The sequence below is a fragment of the Mesorhizobium sp. WSM4809 genome (assembly GCF_055811655.1).
On the sequence record NZ_JBVVQW010000001.1, the window covers coordinates 327,621 to 352,522 of the forward strand.

Genomic DNA, 24,902 nt, shown 5'->3' on the forward strand with positions numbered 1-24,902 from the left:
TGTATTAATTCTTCTTAACGGTTGGATGACAGTGGGTCCCGGCGGAAAAGCTTTTCGACTATTCCGAAGACCTTTCGACTGCAAAACCTGAGCAAAAAGCCGCATCGCCTGAAAGTCGGCCGGGCGGGAAAGGTCATCCCATCCCGTTCCGGGATGGAAGAGGCTCTAACCGGCGAGTTTTCCGCCCTGCATCGGCCGCGGTGCGCCGGTCGTGCTCGGAAAGCTGATCGGCAGGCCGCGCAGCACGCGCACCGCGAGGAACGCAAAACACTCCGCCTCGACCGCGTCGCCGCTCCAGCCGAGGCTCTCGGCCTGCACCACTTCGACGCCGGCACGGCTGGTCAGCATCGCCATCATGGTCGGGTTGTGGCGGCCGCCGCCGCTGACCACCAGTTTTTTCGGACGGCTTGGTAAGAGGTCGAGTGCCTTGCCGACGGCTCCAGCGGTAAAGGCGGTCAGCAGTGCCGCGCCATCCTCCGCATCCAGCCCGTCCGCCATGGCGGCGCCGAAGTCGAAACGGTCCAGCGATTTGGGATAGGGCTTGGTGAGATAGGGGTGCTGCAGCAGCTTGGCCAGCCGCGCCTCGTCCACCTTGCCCGCACCGCCGAGCGCGCCGTCGCGGTCCATCTCGCCGAGCCCCTTCGACTTGATGAAATCGTTCAGCGGCGCGTTGGCGGGGCCGGTGTCGAAGGCAACGACATTGTCGGCGCCATCCCACCAGGTGATGTTGGCGACGCCGCCGAGATTGAGTACGGCCACCTCGCCATTGGCGCCGGCGCCGCGCATCAACGCCGTGTGATAGACCGCGGCCAGCGGCGCGCCTTGCCCCCCGGCGCGCATGTCGGCCGAGCGGAAATCGTAAGCGACCTTGGTACCCAATATGGCATGCATCAGCTCACCATCGCCGAGTTGCCTTGTCTGGCCCAGCCGTCCAACCTGCGGCGCGCGATGCAGAACGGTCTGGCCGTGAAAACCGACGACGCCGATATCGGCCATCGTCATGCCATAGCCTTCGACCAATTCCTTGACGGCTGCTGACTGGGCACGCGTCAGGGCTTCCTCCGCGGTGCGGAAGATCGCCGGCTCCGGCCCGTCAAAGTTCCACGCCCGCGCCTCCGTCAGCGTCTCTTCCAGCAGGGAGCGGATCGACGGAGGATAGGGCATCAGCCGATAGGTGCCGAAATCCTCGATACGTTCGCCGTCGGTCTTGATCAGCGCGACGTCGATGTTGCCGTCCAGCACCGTGCCGGTCATCAGGCCGACGGCCCAGATTGGTTCCATAATCGTTTCCTTGTTGAGCATAATCTTTCCGAAACCGTTTCCCACTTTTCGGGACCACGCTCCAGTCCCATTGATGAGATCGCCGACAGCTTTGCGAAACCTGACGATTCTACCGCCAAAATGTTGGTCTAATGAATCCGGGCGGCGGGCAAGGTCCAAGCCTTGTCCCTTTCGAAGTGGCGGTCTCGGTGCTGAAGGCCGAGCGGCTTTCGTAGCTCCACAGGCGATGTTGGACCGCGCAACGTCGTTTCTGCAGCCCGTCTGGTTCAACAGCCACCGAGATGCCACCTCTTGCCTGTCAGCCCCGAAGGCGCGACCTTGTCTGATCTGGCGAACGCTTCCGCCGAAATCCGCAAGGGAGAGAAAATCATGACCTCATCCGATGTGGCCGTTATTGCAGGCGCGGGCGCTGGTCTGAGCGCCTCGCTTGCGCGCCTTCTCACCCGCGAAGGCATTCGCGTGGTTCTGGCCGCTCGCAACGTCGAGAAGCTCAGCGCTCTGATCGACGAAACCGGTGCTCTGGCCGTTGAGACGGATGTCGCCGACGCTGCGTCCGTCGCCAGGCTGTTCGACACCGCCGACAAGGCCGGCACGCTGGCGCTCGTGGTGTTCAACGCCAGCGCACGCACCCGCGGCCCGATCGCCGAGCTCGATGCGGAAGCGGTCAAACAGGCATTGCTGGTCGGCGCCTATGGCGGCTTCCTGGTCGGCCAGCAGGCGGCGCGCCGGCTGCTTGTCCGGGGATCCGGTTCGATCCTGTTCACCGGCGCCACCGCCAGTGTGAAGGGCTTTCCCGGCTCGGCCGGCTTTGCCCTGCCGAAATTCGGCCTGCGCGGCCTGGCGCAGTCCATGGCCCGCGAACTCGCCCCGCAGAACATCCACGTCGCCCATTTCATTCTCGACGGCCAGATCGCGCCGCCCGGACAGGCAGCCGATCCCGACCTACAGGACCGCCGCCTGTCGCCGGATGCCATCGCCGAGGCCTATCTCGCGGTCCATCGCCAGCATCGCAGCGCCTGGAGCTCGGAGCTTGAGTTACGGCCTTGGGTCGAGACGTTTTGACAATCCAGACGATCGCCCGGCGGGAAGCAACGCGATCCTTCCGCTTTTCCTATATATTAGGCAATGCTGATATTTTGTGGCGCTAAGCTGCTTGTCCAATACATAAAAAGGCACAGTGTAATATATACGTTTGTTTAACGCGGGTTGTGCATGTTGCAGCTTTCCCGGGTTAATTGAGAACGCGCATGTCGGTTACACGTCGTACACTGCTTGCGGCCGGGAGCGGCGGGTTGCTGATCTCGCAAGCCCGCGCAGCCAGCACTCCGGGACAGCAGGCGGAGAACGCCCCTCAACCTATCGCGAGCGGCGATGCATTGCGCATCGCAATGCCGGCCTTCGCTTCCAATCCGTTCTTTCCGTCCGACGGATCGGGGGACGATGGCATAGACATGGAGTTGGCCCACGGCATCGCCGCGGCCCTTGGCGTCGAGCCGGTATTCGACCGATCCGCCGCAACGTTCGACGATATCGTCAGACAGGTCAGTTCCGGACAGGCCGACATGGCGATTGGCAAGCTTAGCCGGACGCTTCAGCGCGGCCGGTCGATCATATATTCCCGCCCCTACGCCATGCTGCGACAAGGGCTGATCGCCAACCGCCTCAACCTGGCGCGTATCGCGCAAGGCAAACCGGCCGAACAGATCGTCCGTGATTTCTCAGGCGATCTTGGCGTGATCGAGGGCTCTTCATTCGCCACCTATGCGGCCACGACCTTCCCGCATGCGCAAATCCACCGCCTGGCAAGCTGGGATCTGATCATCGATGCGATCCGAAACGGGACGATCGACATGGCCTATCGCGATGATTTCGAGATCAAGAAGCTGATGGTCGACGATCCGTCGATGACGGTCGTCGCGCGCTCGATCACGCTGACCGACAAGGTCGATACGATCGCAGTCGGCGTGCGGCCCGACAATCCGCACCTCGCGGCCTTTGTCGATCTCTATCTCGATCTCGCGCGGGGTCAGCAGATTCTCAACACGGATGAGATCATCGCCCGCTATCGCCTGGGGAGCAAAGCCTGACATGGCCATCTCCGAGGTAGCCGGACCCCTGCCTTTCGACTGGCGCCTCGCGGCAAGGCGTATCCTGCGATCTCCGGTGACGACGATTGTGATGATTGCTGCAGGGATATTGTGCGGCCTCTACTATCCAGACTTTGCCCATGCGATCAGCCCTGTCGCACAGCTCTACCTGAATTTCCTCAAGATGGTCGTCCTGCCCTATTTGGTCTCGTCGGTCATCTTCTCCATCACGGCAATGGTCCAGGATCCCAAATCGGTCCGCTACCTCGGCAAGGTAGGTATGGCCGTGCTGGTCGTGTCGTTCCTGAGCGTGCTGGTGAGCGGCACCTTGTCGTTGATCCTGCAGCCGGGCCAGATCGAGAATCCGCAGTCGCGCATCGAGCTTGGCGAGTTCATCAATTCGCAAGGCAGCGTGTCCACCGATCTCGCCTTCCCGTTCCAGCCGCCGCCCTCCAATGGCGACCCCAATGGCGGGCACTCGATCCTGCTCGACCTGGTGCCGAACAACGTCTTCAACGCGCTGGCCTCGGGCCAGACCATCCAGGTTTTGCTGTTCTGCCTGCTTTTCGGGCTCGCGATGGGAAAGATTCCCCAGCCTTCGTCCATGAGCCTGACCCAGGCGCTCAACGCGGTCTACCGGGCCTGCACGGTGCTCACCAACTGGTTCATCTGGGGGTTGCCCTTTGCAACCTTCATCCTGATCGCGGACCAGACCGCGTCGACCGGAACCAAGCCGCTCACGCTGATGGGCGGTTACCTGCTGGTGATGGGCCTTTCCTGCCTCATATTCGTCGCCGGGGCTTTTGCCATTATCGCCATCCGGTCGCGACGAAGCTACTGGACCACGATCAAGACCTGCCAGCCCCTTCTCATGGTGGCCATCACGACACGCTCTACGGTCGCCTCGCTGCCGTGGGTCATCAACCTTTTGAGCGAGCGCCTGCGGTTCAGCCTGGTGGTGGTCGAACTGCTCGTGCCGCTGCAGGCGGCATTGCTGCGTACAGGCCCAGCGCTGCTCTACACCTCGGGTGCGCTGTTCATCGCCCAGCTTTACGGCCACCAGCTTGCAGTCTCGGACCTCGTGCTCGTCGGCATCATCTCAGCGCTTCTCGCGCTCACCACCGGCGGCATGGGCAGCCTGCTCATCCTGTCCCAGATGTCCATCGTCTGCGGCTACCTGAAGCTTCCCTTCGAGGCGGCGTTCGTCCTGTTCGTCGCGGTGGATGCAGCCGTCGACACGTTCATGACGCTGGCCAGCGTCTGCACCGTCGCGGCGAGCACGGCAATGATCGCTCCCAGCCACAGGGAGACGACGCAGCCTGACGCCGCCTCGGACCAGCTCGAAGCCGAGCCTGTCAGATGATCGACGACAGCATCCGTCCCCAGCTCGGCATTATCGGCGGTCTTGGGCCGCTTGCTTCGGCTGATTTCTACTTCAAGCTGACCCGGATGACCCAGGCGCTCAGAGACAACGAACATGTGCCTGCGGTGATCCTCAGTGTCCCGCAGCTGCCCGACAGGACCGAAGCGATCCTTGCCGGCCATGACGGGCCGCTGGCGCCTTTGAAAGCCGCGGTCGCGACGCTCAATGCGCTCGGCGTCGCCCGCATCGCGATGCCGTGCAACACCGCCCACCATTGGTACGGCCAACTGGCGGCGAATTCGCACGCGGAAATCATCCATATCGGAGACGCTGTGGTGACGGAGACGCGTCGCAGCCTGGATCAGGGCCGGGTTGCTGTTCTCGCCACTCAAGGCACGCTGGTCTCCGGCTTCTATCAGGACAGGATGTCGGCAGCGGGATTTGAGCTCTGCCTTCCCGCGAACACCGAGTTTCAGGCCTGCGTCGACAGCGCGATCAGCCTCGTCAAGGCGGGTTCGATCGCGGATGCGGCGGTTGAAACCGAGCGCGCGCTCGACATCGCGCAAGCGGCCGGCGCCGATGCAGCCCTGCTCGGCTGCACCGAACTGTCGGTGGTGGCCGCCAGCCTCAACGGTCTCAATGGATTGGTCGTCATCGACAGCAATGCGGCCTTGGCGCGAGCCTGTCTGACACGGTTGGGCTTTGGTGCCCAGGAAGCCCGCGGCCTGCCGACCGTATCACGGCTGCCGGAACATGACCGATCGATGCGCGCCAGCTTGGCCGCACTGGCCTAGCCCTATGGATAGAACCTCATAGCATTTCGGAACCCGTCAGCCCTGGCGCGGCACGCCCTTGGCAAGCAGGTAGACGAGATACGGCCCGCCAAGCAGCGAAGCGAACAGGCCGGCGGGCAGTTCGTAGGGAAAGGCCGCCATGCGCGACAGCCAGTCCGATACGATCATCAGCAAGGCGCCCAGAAGCATCGCTCCGGCGAGATGGACGCGGGCGCGGGAAAAGCCGACCAGACGGGCAAGGTGTGGCGCGATCAGGCCGACGAAGCTCAATGGCCCGACGACCATGGCGGCCAGCGCGGTCAGCAGCGCGGCAACGATGATCAGCATCAGCCGTCCGCCGGCGACCGGCACGCCCAGCCCGCGTGCGCTGTCGGACCCGAGCGGCAGGATGTCCAGCCAGCGGGCGGCAAGAAACAGCGGCAATGTCAGCGGCAACAGACAGGCGAGTGCCAGCCCTGCATCGAGCGTCGACGCCTGGCCGGTCGAGCCGCTCAGCCAGCGCAACAGGATGTAGGACTGCGCGTTGCCCATGGCGATCGTCGCGGTGATCGCAGCGCTGCAGAGCGCGCTCATGGCGATCCCGGCAAGCAGCAGCCGCTCGGCACCGAACTTTGCTCGTGCGGCAAGGGCCAGCATGGCAATCAAGGCCACCAGTGAGCCCAGGGCTGAGCCGGCGAGCTGCCAGCCGAGATCGGCCGTGGCGCTGACCATCAGCACGGCTGTCAGGCCGGCACCGGCGCCGGTGCCGACGCCAAGCACTTCGGGGCTCGCCAGCGGGTTGCCGGTGACCCGCTGGATGACGACGCCGGCGGCCGAGAGCATGGCGCCGGCGGCGGCCGCCACGCCGATCCGCGGCGCACGCCACGCGGCGAGATCGGTTAACAGGTCTCCCCCAGCAATAGTCCAGCCGTCCGGACCGCGCCCGACGACAAGCGCCACGGTGGCAGCGACAAGCGCCAGCGCAAACAGAAGCAGGATGATCAGCCAGGGCCGGCTGGCCTTGCGCGGTGCGGTACCATTCGAACCGAGATGCGGCCACTCGAAAAGGCGCAGCCGCGGCAACAGCCACAGCAGCAGCGGGCCGCCTAACAGGGCGGTGCCGGCGCCGGTCGGAATGCGTTCGCCACCGGAACCGGCGGCCAGCTGTACCAGCCCGTCCGTCAGCCACAGCAGCACGGCGCCGATCAGCGGCGCGGCGATCAGTTTTTGGCGCAGTGTGCGGGCGCCCGAAAGCGTGGCCAGCGCCGGCGCTGCAAGACCGACGAACCCGATGACGCCAACCTCTGCCGCGACTGACGTCGCCATCCACACGGCAAGCGCGATGATGAGAAAGCGGCTTGAGTGACGGGCGACGCCCAGGCCGCGTGCCGAGGCATCGTCGAGACCAAGAATGGTCAGCGGCCGCAGCAGCATCAATGCGGCAACCGCGCCGGCCACCAGCCTGACCGTCAGCGCGATGGTCGGCTCCCAGTCCTGCTGGACCAGCGATCCGCCGCCCCAGATGAACAGCGAAAACAGGTAATCGCCATTGGCGAGGATCAGTGCTGCGCTGACGGAACTGGCGGTCAGCGCCACCATCATCCCGGCGAGCATGACCGACACCGGCTCCAGCCCGCGCCGCCAGGTCAATGCCAGCACCAGCAGCACCGCGGCGATGCCACCGGCGAAGGCGACCAGGCCCTGCGACCGCTCCATCAGCAGCGGTGCGTAAAGCGAGGCGATCGTCATCGCCAGTTGCGCACCAGCCGAAATACCGAGCGTCGACGGTTCGGCCAGCGGGTTGCGCAGCACATGCTGCAACAGCAGGCCGGACAGGCCGAGCACGGCGCCGGCCAGCACCGCCACGGCGGCGCGCGGCAACGTGCTGTAGAGCAGGATGACACGATCGAGATCAATGCCGTCGCCCGGCGGCGCGGCCGGCCACTGCATGCCGACCCGCCATGCGAACAGGAGCGCTGCCAGCGCCGCCAGGAAGCTCCACAGGGCGATTGGCGACAGCGCGGCACTCGTCGTGGCGCGGTGGCCGACTGCGCGCTCAGCCATGGCTTTGCCCGGCAATAGCTGCCGTCGCCAGGCGCGCGAAGCGGCGTGCCGATGGCAGGCAGCCAAAGTGGTTGACCGGCTCCAGGACGGCAACGCGGTTCTGGCGCACCGCCGGCAGAGCGTTCCACAAGGCATTTGTCGGAAGCGAACGCCCGACATCCGCCGGCAGTGGCGAAACGATCAGGATCGACGCCTCGGGCACGCGCGCCAGCGCCTCCAGTCCGACGGGTGCCGCCGCGCTGTAGCTCGTCTCGTCGGTCCATGCATTGACCAGGCCGAGAAGCGTCAGCACATCGCCGAACATGGAGTCGCGGCCAAAGGCGCGAAAATGCCTGCTATCGCCTAGGCTGATGACGAAGACCGGACGCCCGGAAGCGCGCGGCAAGGTGCCGCGCAGCCGCGCGATTTCATCAGCGGTCTCGTCGGTATAGCGCTCCGCCTCGGCCTGCCGCCCCAGCTTTTCGCCAAGCGCCAGTGTCGCTGCCTCGGCGAGCACATAAGGCGGCACGCCGGCCTCGTAGACCGTTTGCGCAAACACCGGCGCGATGCGTTCGAGCATCGGGCGCTGGTATTCGTAGAAATTGGAGATCACGATGACATCAGGCGCGACGATGCGCAGCAGCTCGTAATTGGGCGCGCCGCGCAGCCCGAGATCGGTCACCGATTGGGGCACTGCCGGCTCGACCGCGATCTTGCGAAACTGGATCAGTTCGGTCGCCGCCACCGGCTCGATGCCGAGTGCCAGCAACGTCTCCAGCATGCCCCAGTCGATCGCTGCAACGCGTGGTGTAGCAGCCCTGGCGGCGACCGGTGGCAGCAATGCCGCGGCCGCCAGCGCAAGCACCTGCCTTCTGTTGGGCAGATGGATCATCACTGGCTTGTTTGGCAAGCTGTAACCAAGTCGACTACCAAGTCGTATGCGCCTTCAGCTTGAACGAGCGGCCTTCGCCATAGGAACAGGTCAGCGTCGTCTGGCAGCTCGACACATAGGTCTTGTCGAAGAGGTTGGTGATGTTGAGATCGATCCCCCAATTCTCCTTCTCGTAGCCGAGTTTCAGATCGGCCAGCGTGACCGCCGGCACTTTGGCCGTGTTCTCATTGTCGGCCCACGAAGGGCCAACATAACGCAGGCCGCCGCCGATCGAGATGCCGTCATACCAGTCGCCGCGGAACGTATAGTCGACCGAGGCGGAAGCCATGACTTCGGGCACGATGAAGGGCGTTTTGCCGATCACCGAGATACCGGTATCGTCCTTGAATGCGTCCACGTCCTTGAGGATCTTGATGTCGTAGGCAGTGAATGCGCCCGTCACCCGGAAGTCCTCGGTGACATTTACCTTGCCTTCGAGTTCGATGCCCCGCGAGCGTACTTCGCCGGTCTGGATCTGCGCGAATGCGTCAACGTTCGAAGCCACATTTTGACGGGTGAGGTCGAAGAGCGACACGGTGAACAGGCCGTCGATGAAGGTCGGCACATATTTGACCCCAACCTCGTATTGCTGGCCTGTCTCCGGCTTGAACAAGTCGCCGGTCGCAGTCGTTCCGATGATTGGGTTGAAGAAGGTGGCAAAACTGACATAGGGGGTGACGCCGTTGTCGAATTCATAGGCCAGCCCAGCTCGCCCGGAGATGTCGCCGACGGTCTGGCTCAAATCAATGACCGGGAGATTGAATTTCTCCGTGTAATAGGTCGGGCGATTGTCGGCATCGAGCCAGCCGCGATCATATCGCCCATTCAGCGTCACCAGCCAGCCATCGCCGAAACGCAATTGGTCTTGCGCATAGAAACCGAGCTGCTTCTGCGTCAGGTCCTGGTTAAGATAGCTGACGCGGGGCGTCAGCGGCGAACCGTAGACGGGGTCGAACGCGTCGATTGGCGGAGTAAGCCCAAATTCCGCCGACGACTGCACTTGGTCGATGTTGTAAAATTTGTAGTCGATGCCGGCCAGCAGCGTGTGTTCGACTGGCCCGGTCTCCACCTTGCCCTCGATCTGCAGGTCCGACAGGAATGTCATCGCGTCGGTGTCATGGTCGAAATTGATGCGATCCAGCGCACTGGGGCTCGCTGCAGGATTCGTATCTCGGGACCAGCCATTGGGGTAGACGCTGACTTCGTTGATGGAAGCGGCACTAAATCGAGTGTTGGAGCGCACCGTCCAGTCATTGTCGAATGTGTGTTCGAACTCGTAGCCTATCGAGCCCTGTTCCCGCTTGTAGAGATCGACGCTCGGCTCGGTGAAATTCGCATCCGGGTCGATGCGGCCATAATTCACGCCGTCCACAATGTGGTCCGTCACCGTCCCGCTATAGGGCAGGAAGCTGCCGCCATTGTGGTTTTCGTCGATGTGGCTGTAATTGGCCAGGATGGTCAGCGTGGTTGCTTCGTCCGGCTTCCACGTAATACTTGGCGAGATGAAGCCGCGCCAGCCATTTTGCAGGTCGCTGTAGGTATCGCCGCCGGCGACCTTGCCCGTCATCCGGTAGCTGACCGCGCCATCCTTGGCCACGTCGCCGATGTCGAAGCCGAGATAGACATTGCCTGCGTCGTTGACGCCGGTCTCGACATAGCGCGTGCGTTCGAAGTCCGGCCGCTTGCTGACATAGTTGACCAGGCCACCGGGATTACTGCCGCCGTAGAGTACGGAGGCCGGTCCCTTCAGCACCTCGATGCGCTCCAACCCGAAGCTGTCGACATAAAAGCCGCCGAAGCCGTAGCTGAACAGCTGCAGCCCATCCATGTAGGTGCCGGTGGCCGTCGCCTGGAAACCACGGATGTACAGCCAGTTGGTGTCGCTGTCGGGGCCGAAGGGCTGCGCGAAGACGCCGGCCGTGTAGCGCAAGGCTTCGTCGGCCTTCTGTGCGCCCTGGTCGTCGATCTCTTGACGGCCGACCACCGACACGGATTGCGGGATATCCTTGATGTCGGTCGCCGTCTTGGAGCCGGTCCTGCTTTTTTTGGCGACGACGCCTTTAACCGGTCCGGTCGCGCCGTCGCCGGCCTCGCCCTCGACCACCACCGGTTCAAGCTGGGTGCTGGTTTGCACCGACTGCGCGAACGCGGCCATTGGCGGGATCATCGCGGCTGCGGCGACGCTGGCCGCCAGAAGCGCCTTCATCCGGTAAGTTCTGCTCATCAGGAAAGTCCCCGCCTGTCGGCATTGAGATACTTGATCATTTACCTCAACTTAACTGCGGGTCATTGGACGGAATTGGGCGGTTTGTCCATTCTTGTCCAAACGAGGGACATCACGGTATGATGTTGCGGAAATGTCACTGGCGACTGGTGCTCCTCATCCAGGCGCCGGGTGTCACGCCGACAATCGACTTGAACACACGCGTCAGGTGCGCCTGGTCGAAAAAACCCGTTGCCTCGGCGATGTCGCCAAGTGAAGCGACGTCGCGCGCCATCATCGCCTTGGCCCTGTCGACCCGCGCCTGCATTTGCCAGCGATGCGGCGGCACGCCCGTCGCCGCCTTGAAGGCATGGCTCATCGCGGTTTCGGACAGGCCGGTCAGCGCGGCGAGATCGGCAAGCCGGATCCTGTCCAGGCAATGCGCGTCGATGTAGTCGGTGACGAGGCGCAGCTTGCGGCGCGAGAGCGGCGACCGTCGCCTGGCGGTATCAGGCTGGTCTATCTGGAACAGGCTTGCGAACAAGGCATTGAGCAAGCCCTCGCCATAGAGATCATGCAGAGGCCGGTCGTTGCCGCATTCGGCGGCAATCATGCCGGCAAGCATGGCGATCCGGTCGTCGCGAAACTGGAAGCGCGACATCCGCAAGGCCTCGTGGTCAAGGCTGCGGCCGAAGCGGCGCGTCAGCGCTGGGGCGTCGAAATGCAGGTCGAGATGCCGGATCCGCCGCAGCCCCTCGACCCGGCCGCGGATCGGCACGCCGGCCGGTATGTAGGCCATGGAAAAAGCCTGGTCGTGGCGGCGCAATTCGCCCTTGGCGCCTTCGACGAAGAAAGCGCCGTCGCCATCCACATCGAGCGCGACGAACAGCCGGGGGTCGGGAGAGACGTAATAGCCTTCGGCCTTGTCACCGCATGAGACATCCCAGAGGTCGGCGACCACGCCGTCCCAGACATGCCATTTCAGATCGCCAATGACTGAAAAGCCCTGAATACTGCTCTCCATGCGCGGAACGAAGTTCAAACCCTGTGATCCCAACCATAACATGATAAAAACCATCATGTTTATGCCCGGTTAGCGACCCCACCGCAAGTGCTTTGCGGCTGCTCGAAAATCGGCCGGAACCAATACCGCTGGGGCCGTCAGGCCTCAAACACTTTCGAGGTATGTCTCGATTTCGAAATCGCTGACATTGAGCGCGAACGTGTTCAATTCCTGGCGTTTGCAGGCAACGAAGGAGTCGCGCAGGATGGCTGGAAAAATCTCCGCCACATGCGTCCCGCTCTCGAAGGCGGCGATCGCGGATGCCCAGTCCGGCGGCAGCTTTGCCGGCGGGAGTCCCTGGCCGTCGGTGCCGATCGGATCGCCTGGCGATATTTGTCTTTCAATGCCCGTCAGTGCGGCGCCCAATATGGCCGCTAGCACCAGATAGGGATTGGCGTCGGCTCCCGAAACGCGATGCTCGATGCGGCGCGCACCGGTTGGCCCGCCGGGAATGCGGATCGCCACCATACGGTTCTCATAACCCCAGGCGACTGCGGTCGGCGCATAGGATCTCGGGCGCAGCCTGCGGTAGGAGTTGAAGTGCGGCGCGAACACCAGCGTGCTTTCGGCCATTGCCGCAAGCAGGCCGCCGACCGCATGGCGCATGGTCTCAGAACCCTGGTCGGTGCCGTCATCGAAGACGTTGCGCCCTTCGCCGTCGATCAGGCTGAAATGAACGTGAAAGCCGTTGCCTGCGCGGTCGCCATAGGGCTTGGCCATGAAGCAGGCGGCAAAGCCGTGCTTGCGGGCAATGCCCTTCACCGTGCGCTTGAACAGCACCGCATCGTCAGCCGCCCGCAAGGCGTCCGCGACATGGTTCAGATTGATTTCGAACTGACCGACGCCGTTTTCGGCGATGGCCGTGTCGACGGGAATGCCTTGCGTCCGGCAGGCCTCGTAGACGTCATGGATGAAGGATTCGAAGTCGTCGATCTCGTCGATCGACAGCGCCGCGTCGGAATCGAGACGGCGTCCGGTCACCGGGGAGACCGGTCCGACCGGCCGTTGCGATTGCGGATCGACGAGGTAGAATTCGAGTTCCGTTGCCGCGACCGGGGTCAGGCCCAAGGCCTTGTAGCGATCGAGGATGCGGGCCAGCGCCCGTCGCGGGTCGCCGAGATAGGGCGCGCCGCTTTCGTCGGCCAGCCAGAGCGGGACAAGCGCTGTCGGATGCGCCGTCCAGGCCACCGGCAGAATGCCGCGGCCCGTCCACTGGCACAGTCCGTCGGCATCGCCGGTCGAGAATACCAGCGTGTTGCCTTCGATGTCCTCGCCCCACACATCGAGCCCGATCAGCGAAAAAGGCATGCGCAGCTTGCCTTCCAGCGCCTTTCTTGCCTGCTCGACGGGAATGCGCTTGCCGCGCATGATGCCGTTGAGGTCGCACACCGCGGCTCTCAGGCTCTGGATGTCGGTCCTGCTGTCAAGCCAGTTCAAAACGTCCGCAATTGCATCGCTCAATTTATGACCTCTGGTTTTCGAAGGTGCCGCAACCTGACCGGCTGCACTGTCCCTGATAAAAATAGCTTGTGAGTTTTAGGAAAACAAACTTGGCTGTCGCCAAGCGCTTTTCCTTATTTTTTCAAGTCACTAGCTGGGATGTCGGGAGGCATTTCAAAACCAATTGCGCGATCTGCGATCGCAACATAGAGGCAAGAGGTCGGAAAGCCAAGTGGCATTCAAACTGTGGGTTAGTTTGAAATTCAACCTTCAAACAATCCCCTCGGAGTGTCATATTGTTGGCATGGGGCCGCTGACAGGCTGGGGTCAGAGCGGGCGAGGTGTGGCGATTGTGACTGATAACCACCCGAAGCGCCCGCGCCGCCAAGGCGAAAGCAGGAAAGATGAAGAACGGCGTTCTATTATCCGCTCACTGGTTGAGCTAGATCGGCCGGTTGCAGAGCTTGAAAAGCTTTTGGCGCCGCTTCCCTGGGACTATCCAACTGCGCTGGTCACGCTGACCTACGATCACATTCGAAGCGTTCTCTTGCGCTTTCTAGCCGGGAACCTCGAGGCGAAGGACGTCGAGGAATGGGCCGATCTTGTTGAAATGCGAGATGATATCGAGTTCGCAGAAGACCGGACGAAAGAGGTAGTCCATATGCTGTCCACGCCGCAAATCCACTTTCCTATCGACGGCCAGCTTGCGCGGCTTCTGCTATCGCCAATTTCGCACTGACCGACTACCGGCATTCGACGTTCTGGGTTCGCCACCGAGACAACATGGCTGGGCCTTCGATCGAACAATTGTCGCCCGGCGATTCTAGCTTCTCATCTTCGAAAATCTCGCCTGCTGCAGGATGTGCGAGGCGCCTTCGTCGATGTCGCGCACGATGGCGGCGCGGGCGCGCTCGCCATCCTGAGCCTCGATCGCCGCTACGACTTCCTCGTGAAAGTCAATGTCGAGAATGGAGGCGAGGTCATCCTCGAACCCCGTGGCGAGATTCCTGAGAAACGGGCCGACCTGCATCCATACGGTCTCGATCAGGAAGATCATCTGCTCGTTGCCGCAATGGCGATAGATCGAGAATTTGAAGTCGTGGTTCTTGCGCAGATAATCGTCGATATCGCCCTTGCGAGCCGCCAATGTCAGTTCGGTGGCGTGGCGTCGGATCGTGCGCAGATTGTTGCCGTTGATGCGTGTTGTCGCCAGCTCGGTCGCCGAGCCTTCGAGGATAGTCCGCACCGCGGTCAATTGCGAAAACCGGTCGGCCGATATTGCCGGCACTTCGACGCTGCCGTTCGGCATTGGGCTGAGCGCCCGCAGCGCTTGCAGCCGCATGAAGGCGCTGCGCACCGGCATGTCGCTGGTGCCGAGTTCCCTTGCGAGTTTTCGCGATGTCAGCTTCTGGCCCGGCGTGAACTGGCCGGACATCAGTGCCCGCACAAGCTCAAGATAGACTTTTTCATGCAAGGGAACGGTGTCGACGGCGGTCAACCCGAATTGTGTTTTGTCGGCCATCGGCGGGGCGCTGCTTCATCGGTTCAGAAATCTGTGCGGCCGGCTGGTTTCGCCGCTGGGGATTCTGCGTGGCCGAGCCCGGCGAGAACGCCGAAGTCAGCGACTTATCAAGCACATGATAGACGCTTCGATCGTTGCGCGGCAAGCGACGCGTCGCGCCAAGGCTCACGGCTTGATTGTCAGGCACACGGCGTCTCTGCCACGCTGTGCAAAACGGTCATCACAAATCTTGACCTCGCATGCACTTGCACCTCTGGCCGCTGTCTGGCTTTTTGGGCTACCCATCGCAACGGAGTGATTCGCATCATGCCACTCGATTGCAAGGTTTCAAGGCAGTCTGCGGGTGGGTCGTGAAGCGCGCGCAATTGGCGAAGGAGACACAGGCATGGCCGAGTTCAAGAAGCCCGAAATCTCCGAGATGAGACCCAAGATCACCGTGATCGGCGTTGGCGGCGGCGGTGGCAATGCCGTCAACAACATGATCGCGGAGCAGCTTCAGGGCACTGAATTCATCGCCGCCAACACCGACGCCCAGGCGCTGACCATGTCGAAGGCGACGCGGCTGATCCAGCTTGGCGCCCACGTCACCGAAGGATTGGGCGCCGGATCGCTTCCCGAGATCGGCCGCGCCGCGGCCGAGGAATCGCTCGACGAGATCATGGACCATCTGGCCGGCACGCATATGTGTTTCGTCACCGCCGGCATGGGCGGCGGCACGGGAACCGGTGCGGCTCCGATCATCGCCCAGGCGGCGCGCAAGGCCGGCATCCTGACGGTGGGCGTCGTCACCAAGCCTTTCGCCTTCGAGGGCAGGCGCCGAATGCAGATGGCCGAAGAGGGCATCGAGCGGCTGCGCGAGAGCGCCGACACGGTGATCGTCATCCCGAACCAGAACCTGTTTCGGATCGCCGATGCCAAGACCACCTTCGCCGATGCGTTCGTCATTGCCGACCGGGTGCTCTATGCCGGCGTCAGCTGCATCACCGATCTCATCGTCAAGGAAGGCTTGATCAATCTCGACTTCGCCGATGTCAAATCGGTGATGCGCGATATGGGCCGCGCCATGATGGGCACCGGTGAGGCCTCCGGCGAGGGTCGGGCAATGAAGGCGGCCGAAGCCGCGATCGCCAACCCGCTGCTCGACGAAGTGTCGATGAAAGGCGCCAAGGGCGTTCTGGTCTCGATATCGGGCGGCAGGGACATGACCCTGTTCGAGGTCGACGAGGCCGCCACCCGCATTCGCGAAGAGGTCTACGAGGATGCCGACATCATCGTTGGCGCCATCTTCGACAAGGGCATGGAAGGCCGCTTCAGGGTCTCGGTGGTGGCGACGGGTCTCGACCGTGCGTTTGGGGTGGAGGATGCCGAAGCCGGCATCGCCCGCGACCACGCCGGTCAGCCGGCACGCACGCTTCAATAGGTCGTATCGCGCGTTTGTTCTCGCCAGGAGATAATTTCTCGGGGAGACATCGCTGAATAGCAATTGCATTGCCGACGGATCAGATTGACTGGCGCAACTATTGTGTTCAGCTGTATCGATCTCGGTGCCGCTGCTGCTACAAGAATCCGTCATAGACGGCCATCTATACTGGCTACCCGTATCGTTCGAGCGACGAGAGGCGCGGCTTGGAATTCGACTTGAAAACCATCGAAGCGCTTGCGCCCGATCAGGCGTCGTTGAGCGCCGCGTCCAGGTTGACCAGGCAATCGAACTGGCCACGGCTCGAAAAGAGCGATCAACTGGGGCTCCTCTGGGGGGAATGCCAGGGTTCCGGCTCCAATCCCTACCGTGTGGTCGTCGACACCGGCGACCATGGCTACAAATGCACCTGTCCGTCGCGGAAATTTCCCTGCAAGCACACTTTGGCGCTGATGTGGATTGCAGCCACCACGCCGGCCAGTTTTACCGCCGCAGGCTCGACCCCGGAATGGGTGAATGATTGGCTCGGCCGCCGCAGGAAGGTCTCGCCGCAGCCGGCGGCGCAAGCGCCCGGTGCGGGAGGCAAGAGCATTGGCGAGGCCTCGCGCGACGACGAAAGCGCTGATGTCGAGGACGCCGCTGCGGTCGAGCGCCGCGAGGCAGCGCAGCGCAAGCGGACGCTGGATACGCAATCCGCGGTGTCGGCGGCGTTGGATGAGCTGGATCAATGGATCGCTGACCAGTTGCGGCTTGGCCTGGCCGGTTTTGTCGACAACAGCAGTGATCGTTGCCGCCGGATTGCGGCACGGCTGGTCGACATGAAGGCGACAGCGCTTGCCGGCCGCATCGACGAGATTCCGTCACGGCTGATGGGGCTGCGCAGCGAGGAGCGCCCGGACGCGGCGATCCGCGAACTCGGCAAGCTCGTGCTGGTGGCCAAGGCCTGGCGATCGACACCAGGCGACGCCGAACTGAGGCGGCTCGTATCGACGTCCGAAAGCCGTGAGCAGGTTCTGGCCAATCCCGATGCCAAACAGGTCGAAAGCGTCTGGGAGGTGCTTGGCGAGAAGATCGAGTCGCGCCGTGACGGTCTCGTCAGCCATTCGACCTGGCTCCTCGACCTGAAGAGCGCGAGCCCGCAATTTGCTCTCTTGCTCGACTATTTTCCGGCCTCGGCCGGTCGCCGGTCGAACGCCTTCACACCGGGCGACCGGTTCGATGCCAGGCTGGTCTTTTACCCGGCACGCCAGCCGCTGCGGGCCTTGGTGGCGGACCGCAAGGGCGACGTCTCGACAGGTGAGTGGCCCGATTTCGGCTTTCGCACAGCCGATCCGCTCGCGGCGCATGCTGCTCACCAGAACACAGCCCCTTGGCTCACCGATTGTCCTGTCATGCTGCCGCCCGGCGCGATCCTGCTGGACGATCGGGGCGCTGCCTGGTGGCAAGCCGCCGACGATCCGCATGGTATCGCCTTGCCGATTGCCGACACCGTCAATCCAACGCTGCTTGGGCTGGACCTTATGGCAACGGCAGCACTTTGGAATGGCAGCCGGCTTGACCTGCTGGCAGCGCAAAGCGGTTTCGGGAGGCTTGACTTGTCGTGAACGAGATCGAGCAGACCGGCCTGGCGGCCATGCGCGACTGCTGGATCACCGGCGGGACCACCTTCGACCTGGCTCCGGGCGCGTGGAAGGAGATCGCCGGCGGTGCCAGCCCCGACGAGCGCGAACGCCGGCTGCTGGCGATCGCCGCACAAGCTCTCGACATTGCCTTGCGGCCAGCCGCGCCGAAGACGCTGAAACGCCGCCCGCAATTGCCCGAACTCGCCTTGCCGATGCTGCCGGAACGGCTGCGGCCGCTCTTGCGAGCCGCGCTCAAGCATGCCGCCGACACAAGAAGCAAGTCGCGTGTGGTCACGCTCGTCGCCAGCCGCGGCTTCGTGCTGCATCCGATGGACTGGATGCCAGCCGCGTCGGATCAGAGCAGTCCGGACGTTTATGCACCCTGGGTCGACTGGCAGGCAGGCGCGGACGGCGAAAAACCTGCAAGCCAGGAGCATCTGACGGTGGAAAACTGGGATGACTTCTATCCCGCCGCACGCCGCACCGCGCTCGCCGATATGCGCCGCACCGCACCGGCTTCGGCTCGGCAACTGATCGAAACCAAGGCCTCCGGAGAGCCGGCGGAGATCAGGATTGCACTCGTCGACCTGTTGCGCTTCGGCCTGGGCGCCGATGACGTGCCATTCCTGAAGAGCCTCTCCGCCGATCGTTCCGGGAAGCTGCGCGAACTCGCTGGCCGGTTGCTGGCAAGATTGGGAGAGCACGGCTCGCCAGGCGATGGCGGGCCGGAAGCTCCGACGGCCGAACTCGCTGCCTTCATCGCTGAAGGCAAATCCGGCTTCATCCGCCGCCGCACCACCTACACGCCGGCAAAACTCAAATCGCCGGCGCAGGAAAGACGTCGCGCCGAACTGTTCGAGACCTGTAACCTGGTCGACCTCGCCACGCGCTTCGGCACCACCGAATCCGAGTTTATCGGGGCGTGGCAATTCGGCGCCGAGAGCAATGCCGATATCCTTGTTGCCCGAATGGTCGCCGCGTCGGGCAGCGACGCCGCGGTGACGCACATGGCGGATACGCTTGTCGCCGAAGGTGGCAAGCCCACACTCTTCGTCCTCCACCTCATGGCGCGTCTGGACAGCCGCAGGAAGCGTGTCCTGGTCAGGTCGATCCTGAAAGACACGCAACATCTCGGCGCGCTCAATCTGGCCGAGGGCCTCGAAGCAAGCTGGCTGGAATGGGCCGACCTGACAAACGGCCAGATGCTCCCGGCGCTTCGCTCCGCTGTTGCAGGAAACGATGACGCTGTGAAGCGAGGCGTCGACCAGCTTCTGGAAACTATGGGCTTTCTCGCCACGGCGGCGACGGCGGAGAAATTGATCGGAGACGTTGTTGCGGCCGGTATGGCGCCGGCGGCGCCGTCTCTCGGTCTTCTGCGGCTCAACGCGTCACTGGCCGAGCATCGAACCAACATATGATCAATCCGGAGAACAGCAAATGAACGCAGCCATCCGTCTTCCGGTCGAGCAGGCCTATGCCGCCGAATTGCAGGCGCTCTCGCGCAACGATGACCGGCAAAGGCCCGCCGGCTGGAGCCTGTCGCCCAAGGCCGTGTTGACCTACCTGCTCGGCGGAAAGGCTGACAACGGGACAGTGATAACGCCCAAATATGTCGGCCGGCACCGGCTGATGGAAACCGCGGTCGCGACGCTCGCCACCGATCGCGCGCTGTTGCTGCTGGGTGTCCCCGGCACGGCCAAATCCTGGGTGTCGGAACATCTCGCCGCCGCCATCATGGGCGATTCGACCCTGATCGTGCAGTGCACGGCCGGCACCGACGAGAACCAGATCCGCTATGGCTGGAACTACGCGCAGCTTCTGGCAAAGGGCCCGAGCCAGGACGCGCTGGTGCCGACGCCGCTCTACCGCGCCATGCAGGACGGCAAGCTTTGCCGCCTCGAGGAGCTGACGCGCATGGGCTCCGATGTGCAGGACACGCTGATCACCGTGCTGTCCGAAAAGATGATGCCGATCCCGGAACTGAACACCTCGATCTACGCGCAGCGCGGCTTCAACATCATCGCCACCGCCAACAACCGCGACAAGGGCGTCAACGAGCTGTCCTCGGCGTTGAAGCGCCGCTTCAATGTCGTCGTACTGCCCTTGCCCGAAGACATGGCGGAGGAAGTGGCAATCGTCTCCAAGCGGGTCGGAGAGATGGCCGGCGGTCTCGACCTGCCGGTGCCGAAGAATGTCGGCGAGGAGATCGCGCGCGTGCTGACCATTTTTCGCGAGTTGCGCTCCGGCGCTACAGCCGACGGCAAGGTGACGTTGAAGACGCCGTCCGGTTCGCTGTCCACGGCCGAAGCCATTGCCACCATGGTCGGCGGCCTCAGCCAGGCGGCCTGGTTCGACAGCGGCAAGCTCGGCGCCGAAGGCCTTGCCGCCAGCCTCGTCGGCGCGATCGTCAAGGATCCGGTGCAGGACAAACTGGTGCTGGAAGAATATCTGGAAACCGTGCTCAAGAAGCGGCCAGACTATGCCGGCTACTACGCGGCCTTGAACGCGGCAATCTGACGCCATGGCGCTCAGCGACGTTTCCTATTTCGGCATACGCCATCACGGGCCCGGCTCCGCCGACAGCCTGGTGCAGGCGTTGCAGGAGTTGAAACCGGTCGCCGTGCTGATCGAAGGACCGGCCGACGCCAGCCCGCTGTTGCCGTTGCTCGCCCGCCCTGAAATGCAGCCGCCGGTGGCGCTGCTCTGCTATCCCGAAGACGATCCGGCCTCGACAAGCTTCTGGCCCTTCGCCGAATTCTCGCCGGAGTACCAGGCGACGCTCTGGGCCGTCGCCAACAACGCAGCAGTGCGCTTCATCGATTTGCCGTCGTCAGCCCGCACTGCGCCGATTGAGGCCGTGGGGGAAACCGAGAGCGATGGAACGGAAGCCAACGTCGAGGCTGACTTGGCGCCGCATCTGCGGGACCCGATCGGAACGCTGGCACAAGCTGCCGGCTATGAAGATGGCGAAAGCTGGTGGTCTGATATCATCGAGCAGAACCCGCAGCCGGGTCCAATCTTCGCGGCAATAGCCGACGCGATGACGACGCTGCGGGACGGCGAAGGTCCGCTTGCGGCGTTTGAGGCGAAACGCGAAGCGCATATGCGGCTTGAGATCGCCGCCGCGCGAAAGGAATTCGATGGGCCGATCGCTATCGTTTGCGGTGCTTTCCATGTGCCGGCACTGCAGGCGACGCGACCGCTGAAGGAAGACCAGGCGCTACTCAAGGGGCTCGCCCGCCGCAAAAGCATGATGACCTGGGCGCCATGGACGGGGCCGCGCCTGGCGCTGGGCTTCGGTTATGGCGCCGGCGTTGTCGCGCCCGGCTGGTGCAAGCATCTGTGGCAGACGCGCGGGCAAGGCGACTCCTCGGTCCTGTGGCTGGCGAAGATCGCGGCGGTCCTGAGGGCGAAGGGGCACATGGTCTCGACCGCCTCGCTGATCGAAGCCGAACGGCTGGCCCGCACGCTGGCTGTGATCCGTGAGCGGCCAAAGCCCGGTTTCGAGGAATTGCGTGACGCCGCGATCGCCGCCCTGTTCAACGGGGAAGCGCTGCTGTGGGCGCTGGTCGAAGCCGAATTGCTGCTGGGCGCCGATGTCGGTGAAATTCCGCCAGACACGCCGCTGGCGCCGCTGATCGAGGACCTGCAACGCAACCAGAAAGCAGCGCGGCTGAAGCCCGAGGCGCTGGAGCGCGAATTATCGGTCGATCTGCGCAGCGAGAGCGGGCTGTTTCGGTCGACCTTGCTGCACCGGCTGTCCGTGCTTGGCGTGCATTGGGGCAAACTCACCGACAGCGGCCGTAGCCGCGGCACCTTTCGCGAGCGTTGGACGCTGTCGTGGGAACCTGAATATGCCGTTCGACTGGTGGAGAACCTGGTCTACGGACCAACCATCGAAAAGGCGGCCAATGGCCGGCTGATCCAGATGATCGGCGCGGCAACGTCTCTTGATGCGATGGCCGCACTGGTCCAGGGCGCCATCACGGCAAACCTGTCGGAAGCGTCGATCGCCGGTCTCGCGGCCTTGGAGGACCGGGCAGCCCGCAGCAGCGAATGCCTGGAAATCCTGACATCGGTGCCGCCGCTCGCCGACATCATCCGCTATGGCGAGGCTCGCAAGACGGAAACCGCCCGTCTGTCCGGTCTGCTGGAGCGGCTGATCGTCGAAGGCGGGATCGCGCTCGCCTATGCCGCCCGCGACCTCGATGCCCAGGCATCCACGACGCTGGTCGGCGCCATGCGCAAGGCCGACGAAGCGATCAGTCTGGTCGAGCCTGAACAGGACGTGCTGGACGCCTGGCGCAATGGGCTGGCTGCGGTCCTCGATGGATCGCGCTCGACGGCGCTGGTGGCAGGCTGTGCCGCGCATCTGCTCTACGAAGCCGGCCATCTGTCAGCCGACGCGGCAACCGGTCTGATCGCACGACGTCTGTCTCCAGGAACGCCGGTCACCGAGGCTGCAGGGTTCTTCGAGGGTTTCTTCAGCACTGCCGGCCAACGGCTGATCTACGACGAGGGCCTGCGCGGTGCGGTGGATGCCTGGCTCGCATCCCTCGACGAAGACGCCTTCATTGCGCATCTGCCGTTGCTGCGCCGGGTCTTTTCGCATCTGGACTCGATGGAGCGGCGGCGGTTGATCGAAGCGGTGCTCGGCCGCGCCGCACGCCTGCCTGCCGGACTGACGCCGACTCCGGATGGCGGCGAAGCGTGGCGCCGCCATCTTGAACGGCTCGGACCCTTGCTGACGGGCGGGAGCGGCAATGGATGACGAGGCTGAAATGAGCGAGCCAATCCAGGCCGGCGACGGACGGGAGCGCCGCTGGCGCCTGGCGATCGGTGCCGATGAGGAAACCTCGTCAGCGCTGTCCGACACCGACAAGCGGCTTTCCGCGGCGCTCGATGCGCTTTACGGCGATGGTGCCGGCGATGCGGCTGCCGATCCGCGCAAGCGGCGCGGCGGCCTCGGCCGCTCGGCGCCAAGGGTGGCACAGTGGATGGGCGATATCAGATCGTTCTTTCCCGCACAGGTCGTCCAGATCGTCCAGAAGGATGCCTTCGAACGGCTCAACCTGAAGCAGATGCTGATGGAGCCGGAATTCCTCAAGGCGATCGAGGCCGACGTCAATCTCGTCGCCGACCTGATTTCGCTGCGCTCGGTCATGCCGGCCAAGACCAAGGACATTGCGCGTACGATCATCGCCGATATCGTCGCCAAGCTGATGCAGCGGCTGGAGCAGAAGACAGCCGAGGCGATCCGCGGCGCGGTCGACCGGTCGCAGCGCACCAACCGCCCACGTCAGCGCGACATCGACTGGCCGCGTACGATCTCAGCCAACCTTCGCCATTACCAGCCCGAGCACAAAACCATCGTGCCGGAGAAGCTGGTCGGCTTCATGCGCAAACAGCGAAGGCTGGTCGACCTGGATGAGGTGGTGCTGTGCGTCGACCAGTCGGGCTCGATGGCAAGCTCGGTGATCTACGCCTCCATCTTCGCCGCGGTGATGGCTTCCCTGCCGGTCGTGCGGACCAAGCTTGTCTGCTTCGACACGGCCATCGTCGATCTGACCGAGGAGCTCAGCGATCCTGTCGAAGTCCTGTTCGGCGTGCAACTGGGCGGCGGCACCGACATCAACCAGGCCGTGGCCTATTGCGCGGACCGCATCGAACGGCCGACCAAGTCGCATATGGTGCTGATCACCGACCTTTATGAGGGCGGCAACGGGCAGGAATTGCTGCAGCGGCTTGCTGCACTCGTTCGCTCCGGCGTCAACGTCGTGGTGCTCCTGGCGCTGACCGACGAGGGCAGGCCAGGTTATGACCCGAAGATGGCAGGCTCGGTGGCCGCCCTCGGTATTCCGGTCTTTGCCTGCACGCCGGATTTGTTTCCAGACATGATGGCGGCGGCATTGCGTCGGGAAGATATCGGCGCATGGGCGGCTGGCGCCGATATCAAGCTGGTTCGTGCCGAGGCCGAGACTCCGGAGTAAAACAGCCGTCGCCAGAGCTGCCAGGATGCTTCTGGCAGCTCTGGGAAAAATGGCTGGAGCTCAGCCGAACTTCGGGTCGAGGCTGCCCGACTTATAGCGCTTGGCCATTTCGGCGACCGGCAGCGGCTTGATCTTCTGCGCGTTGCCGGCGGTGCCGAACTGTTCGAAGCGCTCCTTGCAGAGCTTGCGCATGGCGGCCATGGCTGGTGTCAAATATTTGCGTGGATCGAACTCGCTCGGGTTCTCGGTCAGCACCTTGCGGATCGCGCCGGTCAACGCCATGCGGTTGTCGGTGTCGATGTTGATCTTGCGCACGCCGTGCTTGATGCCGCGCTGGATTTCCTCGACCGGCACGCCCCAGGTCGGCTTCATCTGGCCGCCATATTTGTTGATGATCTCCTGCAGGTCCTCGGGCACCGAGGACGAGCCGTGCATGACCAGATGCATGTTCGGCAGCCGGCGGTGGATCTCCTCAATGACGTTCATGGCCAGCACCGCGCCGTCGGGCTTGCGCGAGAATTTGTAGGCGCCATGGCTGGTGCCCATGGCAACCGCCAGCGCATCGACATGGGTGTCCTTGACGAACTCGACCGCCTGTTCCGGATCGGTCAAAAGCTGGTCGTGGCTGATGGCGCCTTCGACGCCGTGGCCGTCTTCCTGCTCGCCGCCGCCGCTCTCCAGCGAGCCGAGCACGCCGATCTCGCCTTCGACGGACACGCCGCCCCAATGCGCCATGTCGACGACGCGCTTGGTGAGGCCGGAATTGTAGGCGTAGTCGGCCGGCGTCTTGCCGTCTTCCTTCAGCGACCCGTCCATCATGACCGAGGTGAAGCCGTACTGGATAGCGGTGACGCAGGTGGCTTCGTTGTTGCCATGGTCGAGATGCATGCAGACCGGAATGTCGGGATGGATTTCGACCAGCGCGTCGATCAGCTTGGCCAGCACCACGTCATTGGCATAGGCGCGGGCGCCGCGGCTGGCCTGCAGGATGACCGGCGACTTGGTCTCCTCGGCGGCCTCCATGATGGCGAGGCCCTGTTCCATATTGTTCATGTTGAAAGCGGGCACGCCGTAGCCGTATTCGGCGGCGTGGTCGAGCAATTGTCTCAGTGTTATGCGAGCCACCCAATAGTCTCCCGTATCTGGTTTCAAGCGCAACGTCGC

Annotated in this window: 19 protein-coding genes; 11 read left to right on the forward strand and 8 right to left on the reverse strand. The window is 63.5% G+C overall.

Features of this window, described 5'->3' with window-relative positions:
- Window positions 1-165: 165 nt before the first annotated feature.
- Window positions 166-1,281, reverse strand: a complete 1,116-nt coding sequence (locus AC0L24_RS01410; protein ID WP_127811084.1) for an anhydro-N-acetylmuramic acid kinase — start codon at window positions 1,279-1,281, stop codon at window positions 166-168.
- Window positions 1,282-1,650: 369 nt separating this feature from the next.
- Between AC0L24_RS01410 and AC0L24_RS01415 the strand changes: the two genes are divergently transcribed.
- From AC0L24_RS01415 to cuyB, 4 genes are all read left to right on the forward strand, one after another.
- Window positions 1,651-2,343, forward strand: coding sequence for an SDR family NAD(P)-dependent oxidoreductase (locus AC0L24_RS01415; protein ID WP_127811083.1), 693 nt, complete (start codon window positions 1,651-1,653; stop codon window positions 2,341-2,343).
- A 185-nt stretch (window positions 2,344-2,528) separates the two neighbouring features.
- A complete protein-coding gene (locus AC0L24_RS01420) occupies window positions 2,529-3,368 on the forward strand; it encodes a substrate-binding periplasmic protein (protein ID WP_164873890.1) in 840 nt (279 codons plus the stop codon).
- Window position 3,369: 1 nt separating this feature from the next.
- Window positions 3,370-4,731: a dicarboxylate/amino acid:cation symporter gene (locus tag AC0L24_RS01425; RefSeq protein ID WP_127268227.1), complete on the forward strand. Its 1,362-nt coding sequence runs from the start codon at window positions 3,370-3,372 to the stop codon at window positions 4,729-4,731.
- On the forward strand, window positions 4,728-5,525 hold the full coding sequence (gene cuyB, locus AC0L24_RS01430) for a cysteate racemase (protein WP_127811082.1): 798 nt from the start codon (window positions 4,728-4,730) through the stop codon (window positions 5,523-5,525). Before AC0L24_RS01425 ends, cuyB begins: the two co-directional genes overlap by 4 nt.
- Window positions 5,526-5,561: 36 nt before the next feature.
- Here the strand turns inward: cuyB and fhuB are convergent, their stop codons facing one another.
- The 5 genes from fhuB to AC0L24_RS01455 all read right to left on the reverse strand — a co-directional run bounded on the left by fhuB (window position 5,562) and on the right by AC0L24_RS01455 (window position 13,205).
- Window positions 5,562-7,568, reverse strand: a complete 2,007-nt coding sequence (gene fhuB, locus AC0L24_RS01435) for a Fe(3+)-hydroxamate ABC transporter permease FhuB (RefSeq protein WP_127811081.1) — start codon at window positions 7,566-7,568, stop codon at window positions 5,562-5,564.
- Complete coding sequence (locus AC0L24_RS01440) at window positions 7,561-8,439, reverse strand: ABC transporter substrate-binding protein (RefSeq protein WP_127811424.1); 879 nt, start codon at window positions 8,437-8,439, stop codon at window positions 7,561-7,563. Before AC0L24_RS01440 ends, fhuB begins: the two co-directional genes overlap by 8 nt.
- Before the next feature lie 34 nt (window positions 8,440-8,473).
- Complete coding sequence (locus AC0L24_RS01445) at window positions 8,474-10,702, reverse strand: TonB-dependent siderophore receptor (protein WP_473563350.1); 2,229 nt, start codon at window positions 10,700-10,702, stop codon at window positions 8,474-8,476.
- Window positions 10,703-10,838: 136 nt separating this feature from the next.
- Window positions 10,839-11,723 (reverse strand): helix-turn-helix domain-containing protein, encoded by an 885-nt coding sequence (locus AC0L24_RS01450; protein ID WP_164873889.1) that lies wholly within the window; start codon window positions 11,721-11,723, stop codon window positions 10,839-10,841.
- Between the two features lie 126 nt (window positions 11,724-11,849).
- Complete coding sequence (locus tag AC0L24_RS01455; protein WP_127268594.1) at window positions 11,850-13,205, reverse strand: glutamine synthetase family protein; 1,356 nt, start codon at window positions 13,203-13,205, stop codon at window positions 11,850-11,852.
- Window positions 13,206-13,416: 211 nt separating this feature from the next.
- Between AC0L24_RS01455 and AC0L24_RS01460 the strand changes: the two genes are divergently transcribed.
- Window positions 13,417-13,923 carry a hypothetical protein gene (locus tag AC0L24_RS01460; protein WP_127811080.1) on the forward strand — a complete coding sequence of 169 codons (507 nt, stop codon included), beginning with the start codon at window positions 13,417-13,419 and terminating at the stop codon, window positions 13,921-13,923.
- Window positions 13,924-14,007: 84 nt separating this feature from the next.
- Here AC0L24_RS01460 and AC0L24_RS01465 read toward each other — a convergent pair whose 3' ends face one another.
- Window positions 14,008-14,706, reverse strand: a complete 699-nt coding sequence (locus AC0L24_RS01465; protein ID WP_127811079.1) for a GntR family transcriptional regulator — start codon at window positions 14,704-14,706, stop codon at window positions 14,008-14,010.
- Window positions 14,707-15,091: 385 nt separating this feature from the next.
- Here AC0L24_RS01465 and ftsZ point away from each other — a divergent pair, with 385 nt between their 5' ends.
- The 6 genes from ftsZ to AC0L24_RS01495 all read left to right on the forward strand — a co-directional run bounded on the left by ftsZ (window position 15,092) and on the right by AC0L24_RS01495 (window position 23,738).
- Window positions 15,092-16,126 carry a cell division protein FtsZ gene (gene ftsZ / locus AC0L24_RS01470; protein ID WP_127270104.1) on the forward strand — a complete coding sequence of 345 codons (1,035 nt, stop codon included), beginning with the start codon at window positions 15,092-15,094 and terminating at the stop codon, window positions 16,124-16,126.
- Window positions 16,127-16,344: 218 nt separating this feature from the next.
- Entirely contained in the window at window positions 16,345-17,730 is a 1,386-nt protein-coding gene (locus AC0L24_RS01475) for an SWIM zinc finger family protein (RefSeq protein WP_245482764.1), read from the forward strand.
- Window positions 17,727-19,166: a DUF5691 domain-containing protein gene (locus AC0L24_RS01480; RefSeq protein WP_127811077.1), complete on the forward strand. Its 1,440-nt coding sequence runs from the start codon at window positions 17,727-17,729 to the stop codon at window positions 19,164-19,166. Before AC0L24_RS01475 ends, AC0L24_RS01480 begins: the two co-directional genes overlap by 4 nt.
- A 19-nt stretch (window positions 19,167-19,185) precedes the next feature.
- Complete coding sequence (locus AC0L24_RS01485) at window positions 19,186-20,265, forward strand: ATP-binding protein (protein WP_473563351.1); 1,080 nt, start codon at window positions 19,186-19,188, stop codon at window positions 20,263-20,265.
- Between the two features lie 4 nt (window positions 20,266-20,269).
- Window positions 20,270-22,519, forward strand: a complete 2,250-nt coding sequence (locus AC0L24_RS01490) for a DUF5682 family protein (RefSeq protein WP_127811076.1) — start codon at window positions 20,270-20,272, stop codon at window positions 22,517-22,519.
- On the forward strand, window positions 22,512-23,738 hold the full coding sequence (locus AC0L24_RS01495) for a VWA domain-containing protein (RefSeq protein WP_473563352.1): 1,227 nt from the start codon (window positions 22,512-22,514) through the stop codon (window positions 23,736-23,738). The genes AC0L24_RS01490 and AC0L24_RS01495 overlap by 8 nt, the downstream gene beginning before the upstream one ends.
- Window positions 23,739-23,798: 60 nt before the next feature.
- Here AC0L24_RS01495 and fba read toward each other — a convergent pair whose 3' ends face one another.
- Window positions 23,799-24,863: a class II fructose-bisphosphate aldolase gene (gene fba / locus AC0L24_RS01500; protein ID WP_473563353.1), complete on the reverse strand. Its 1,065-nt coding sequence runs from the start codon at window positions 24,861-24,863 to the stop codon at window positions 23,799-23,801.
- Between the last annotated feature and the right edge of the window lie 39 nt (window positions 24,864-24,902).

Bases quoted from the DNA above. Each gene is read 5' to 3' on its own strand.
- AC0L24_RS01425 (WP_127268227.1), top strand. From the start codon at position 3,370: ATGGCCATCTCCGAGGTAGCCGGACCCCTGCCTTTCGACTGGCGCCTC.
- ftsZ (WP_127270104.1), top strand. From the start codon at position 15,092: ATGGCCGAGTTCAAGAAGCCCGAAATCTCCGAGATGAGACCCAAGATC.
- cuyB (WP_127811082.1), top strand. From the start codon at position 4,728: ATGATCGACGACAGCATCCGTCCCCAGCTCGGCATTATCGGCGGTCTT.
- AC0L24_RS01415 (WP_127811083.1), top strand. From the start codon at position 1,651: ATGACCTCATCCGATGTGGCCGTTATTGCAGGCGCGGGCGCTGGTCTG.
- AC0L24_RS01445 (WP_473563350.1), bottom strand. From the start codon at position 10,702: ATGAGCAGAACTTACCGGATGAAGGCGCTTCTGGCGGCCAGCGTCGCC.
- AC0L24_RS01485 (WP_473563351.1), top strand. From the start codon at position 19,186: ATGAACGCAGCCATCCGTCTTCCGGTCGAGCAGGCCTATGCCGCCGAA.
- AC0L24_RS01465 (WP_127811079.1), bottom strand. From the start codon at position 14,706: ATGGCCGACAAAACACAATTCGGGTTGACCGCCGTCGACACCGTTCCC.
- fhuB (WP_127811081.1), bottom strand. From the start codon at position 7,568: ATGGCTGAGCGCGCAGTCGGCCACCGCGCCACGACGAGTGCCGCGCTG.
- AC0L24_RS01495 (WP_473563352.1), top strand. From the start codon at position 22,512: ATGGATGACGAGGCTGAAATGAGCGAGCCAATCCAGGCCGGCGACGGA.
- AC0L24_RS01490 (WP_127811076.1), top strand. From the start codon at position 20,270: ATGGCGCTCAGCGACGTTTCCTATTTCGGCATACGCCATCACGGGCCC.
- AC0L24_RS01440 (WP_127811424.1), bottom strand. From the start codon at position 8,439: ATGATCCATCTGCCCAACAGAAGGCAGGTGCTTGCGCTGGCGGCCGCG.
- AC0L24_RS01410 (WP_127811084.1), bottom strand. From the start codon at position 1,281: ATGGAACCAATCTGGGCCGTCGGCCTGATGACCGGCACGGTGCTGGAC.
- AC0L24_RS01420 (WP_164873890.1), top strand. From the start codon at position 2,529: ATGTCGGTTACACGTCGTACACTGCTTGCGGCCGGGAGCGGCGGGTTG.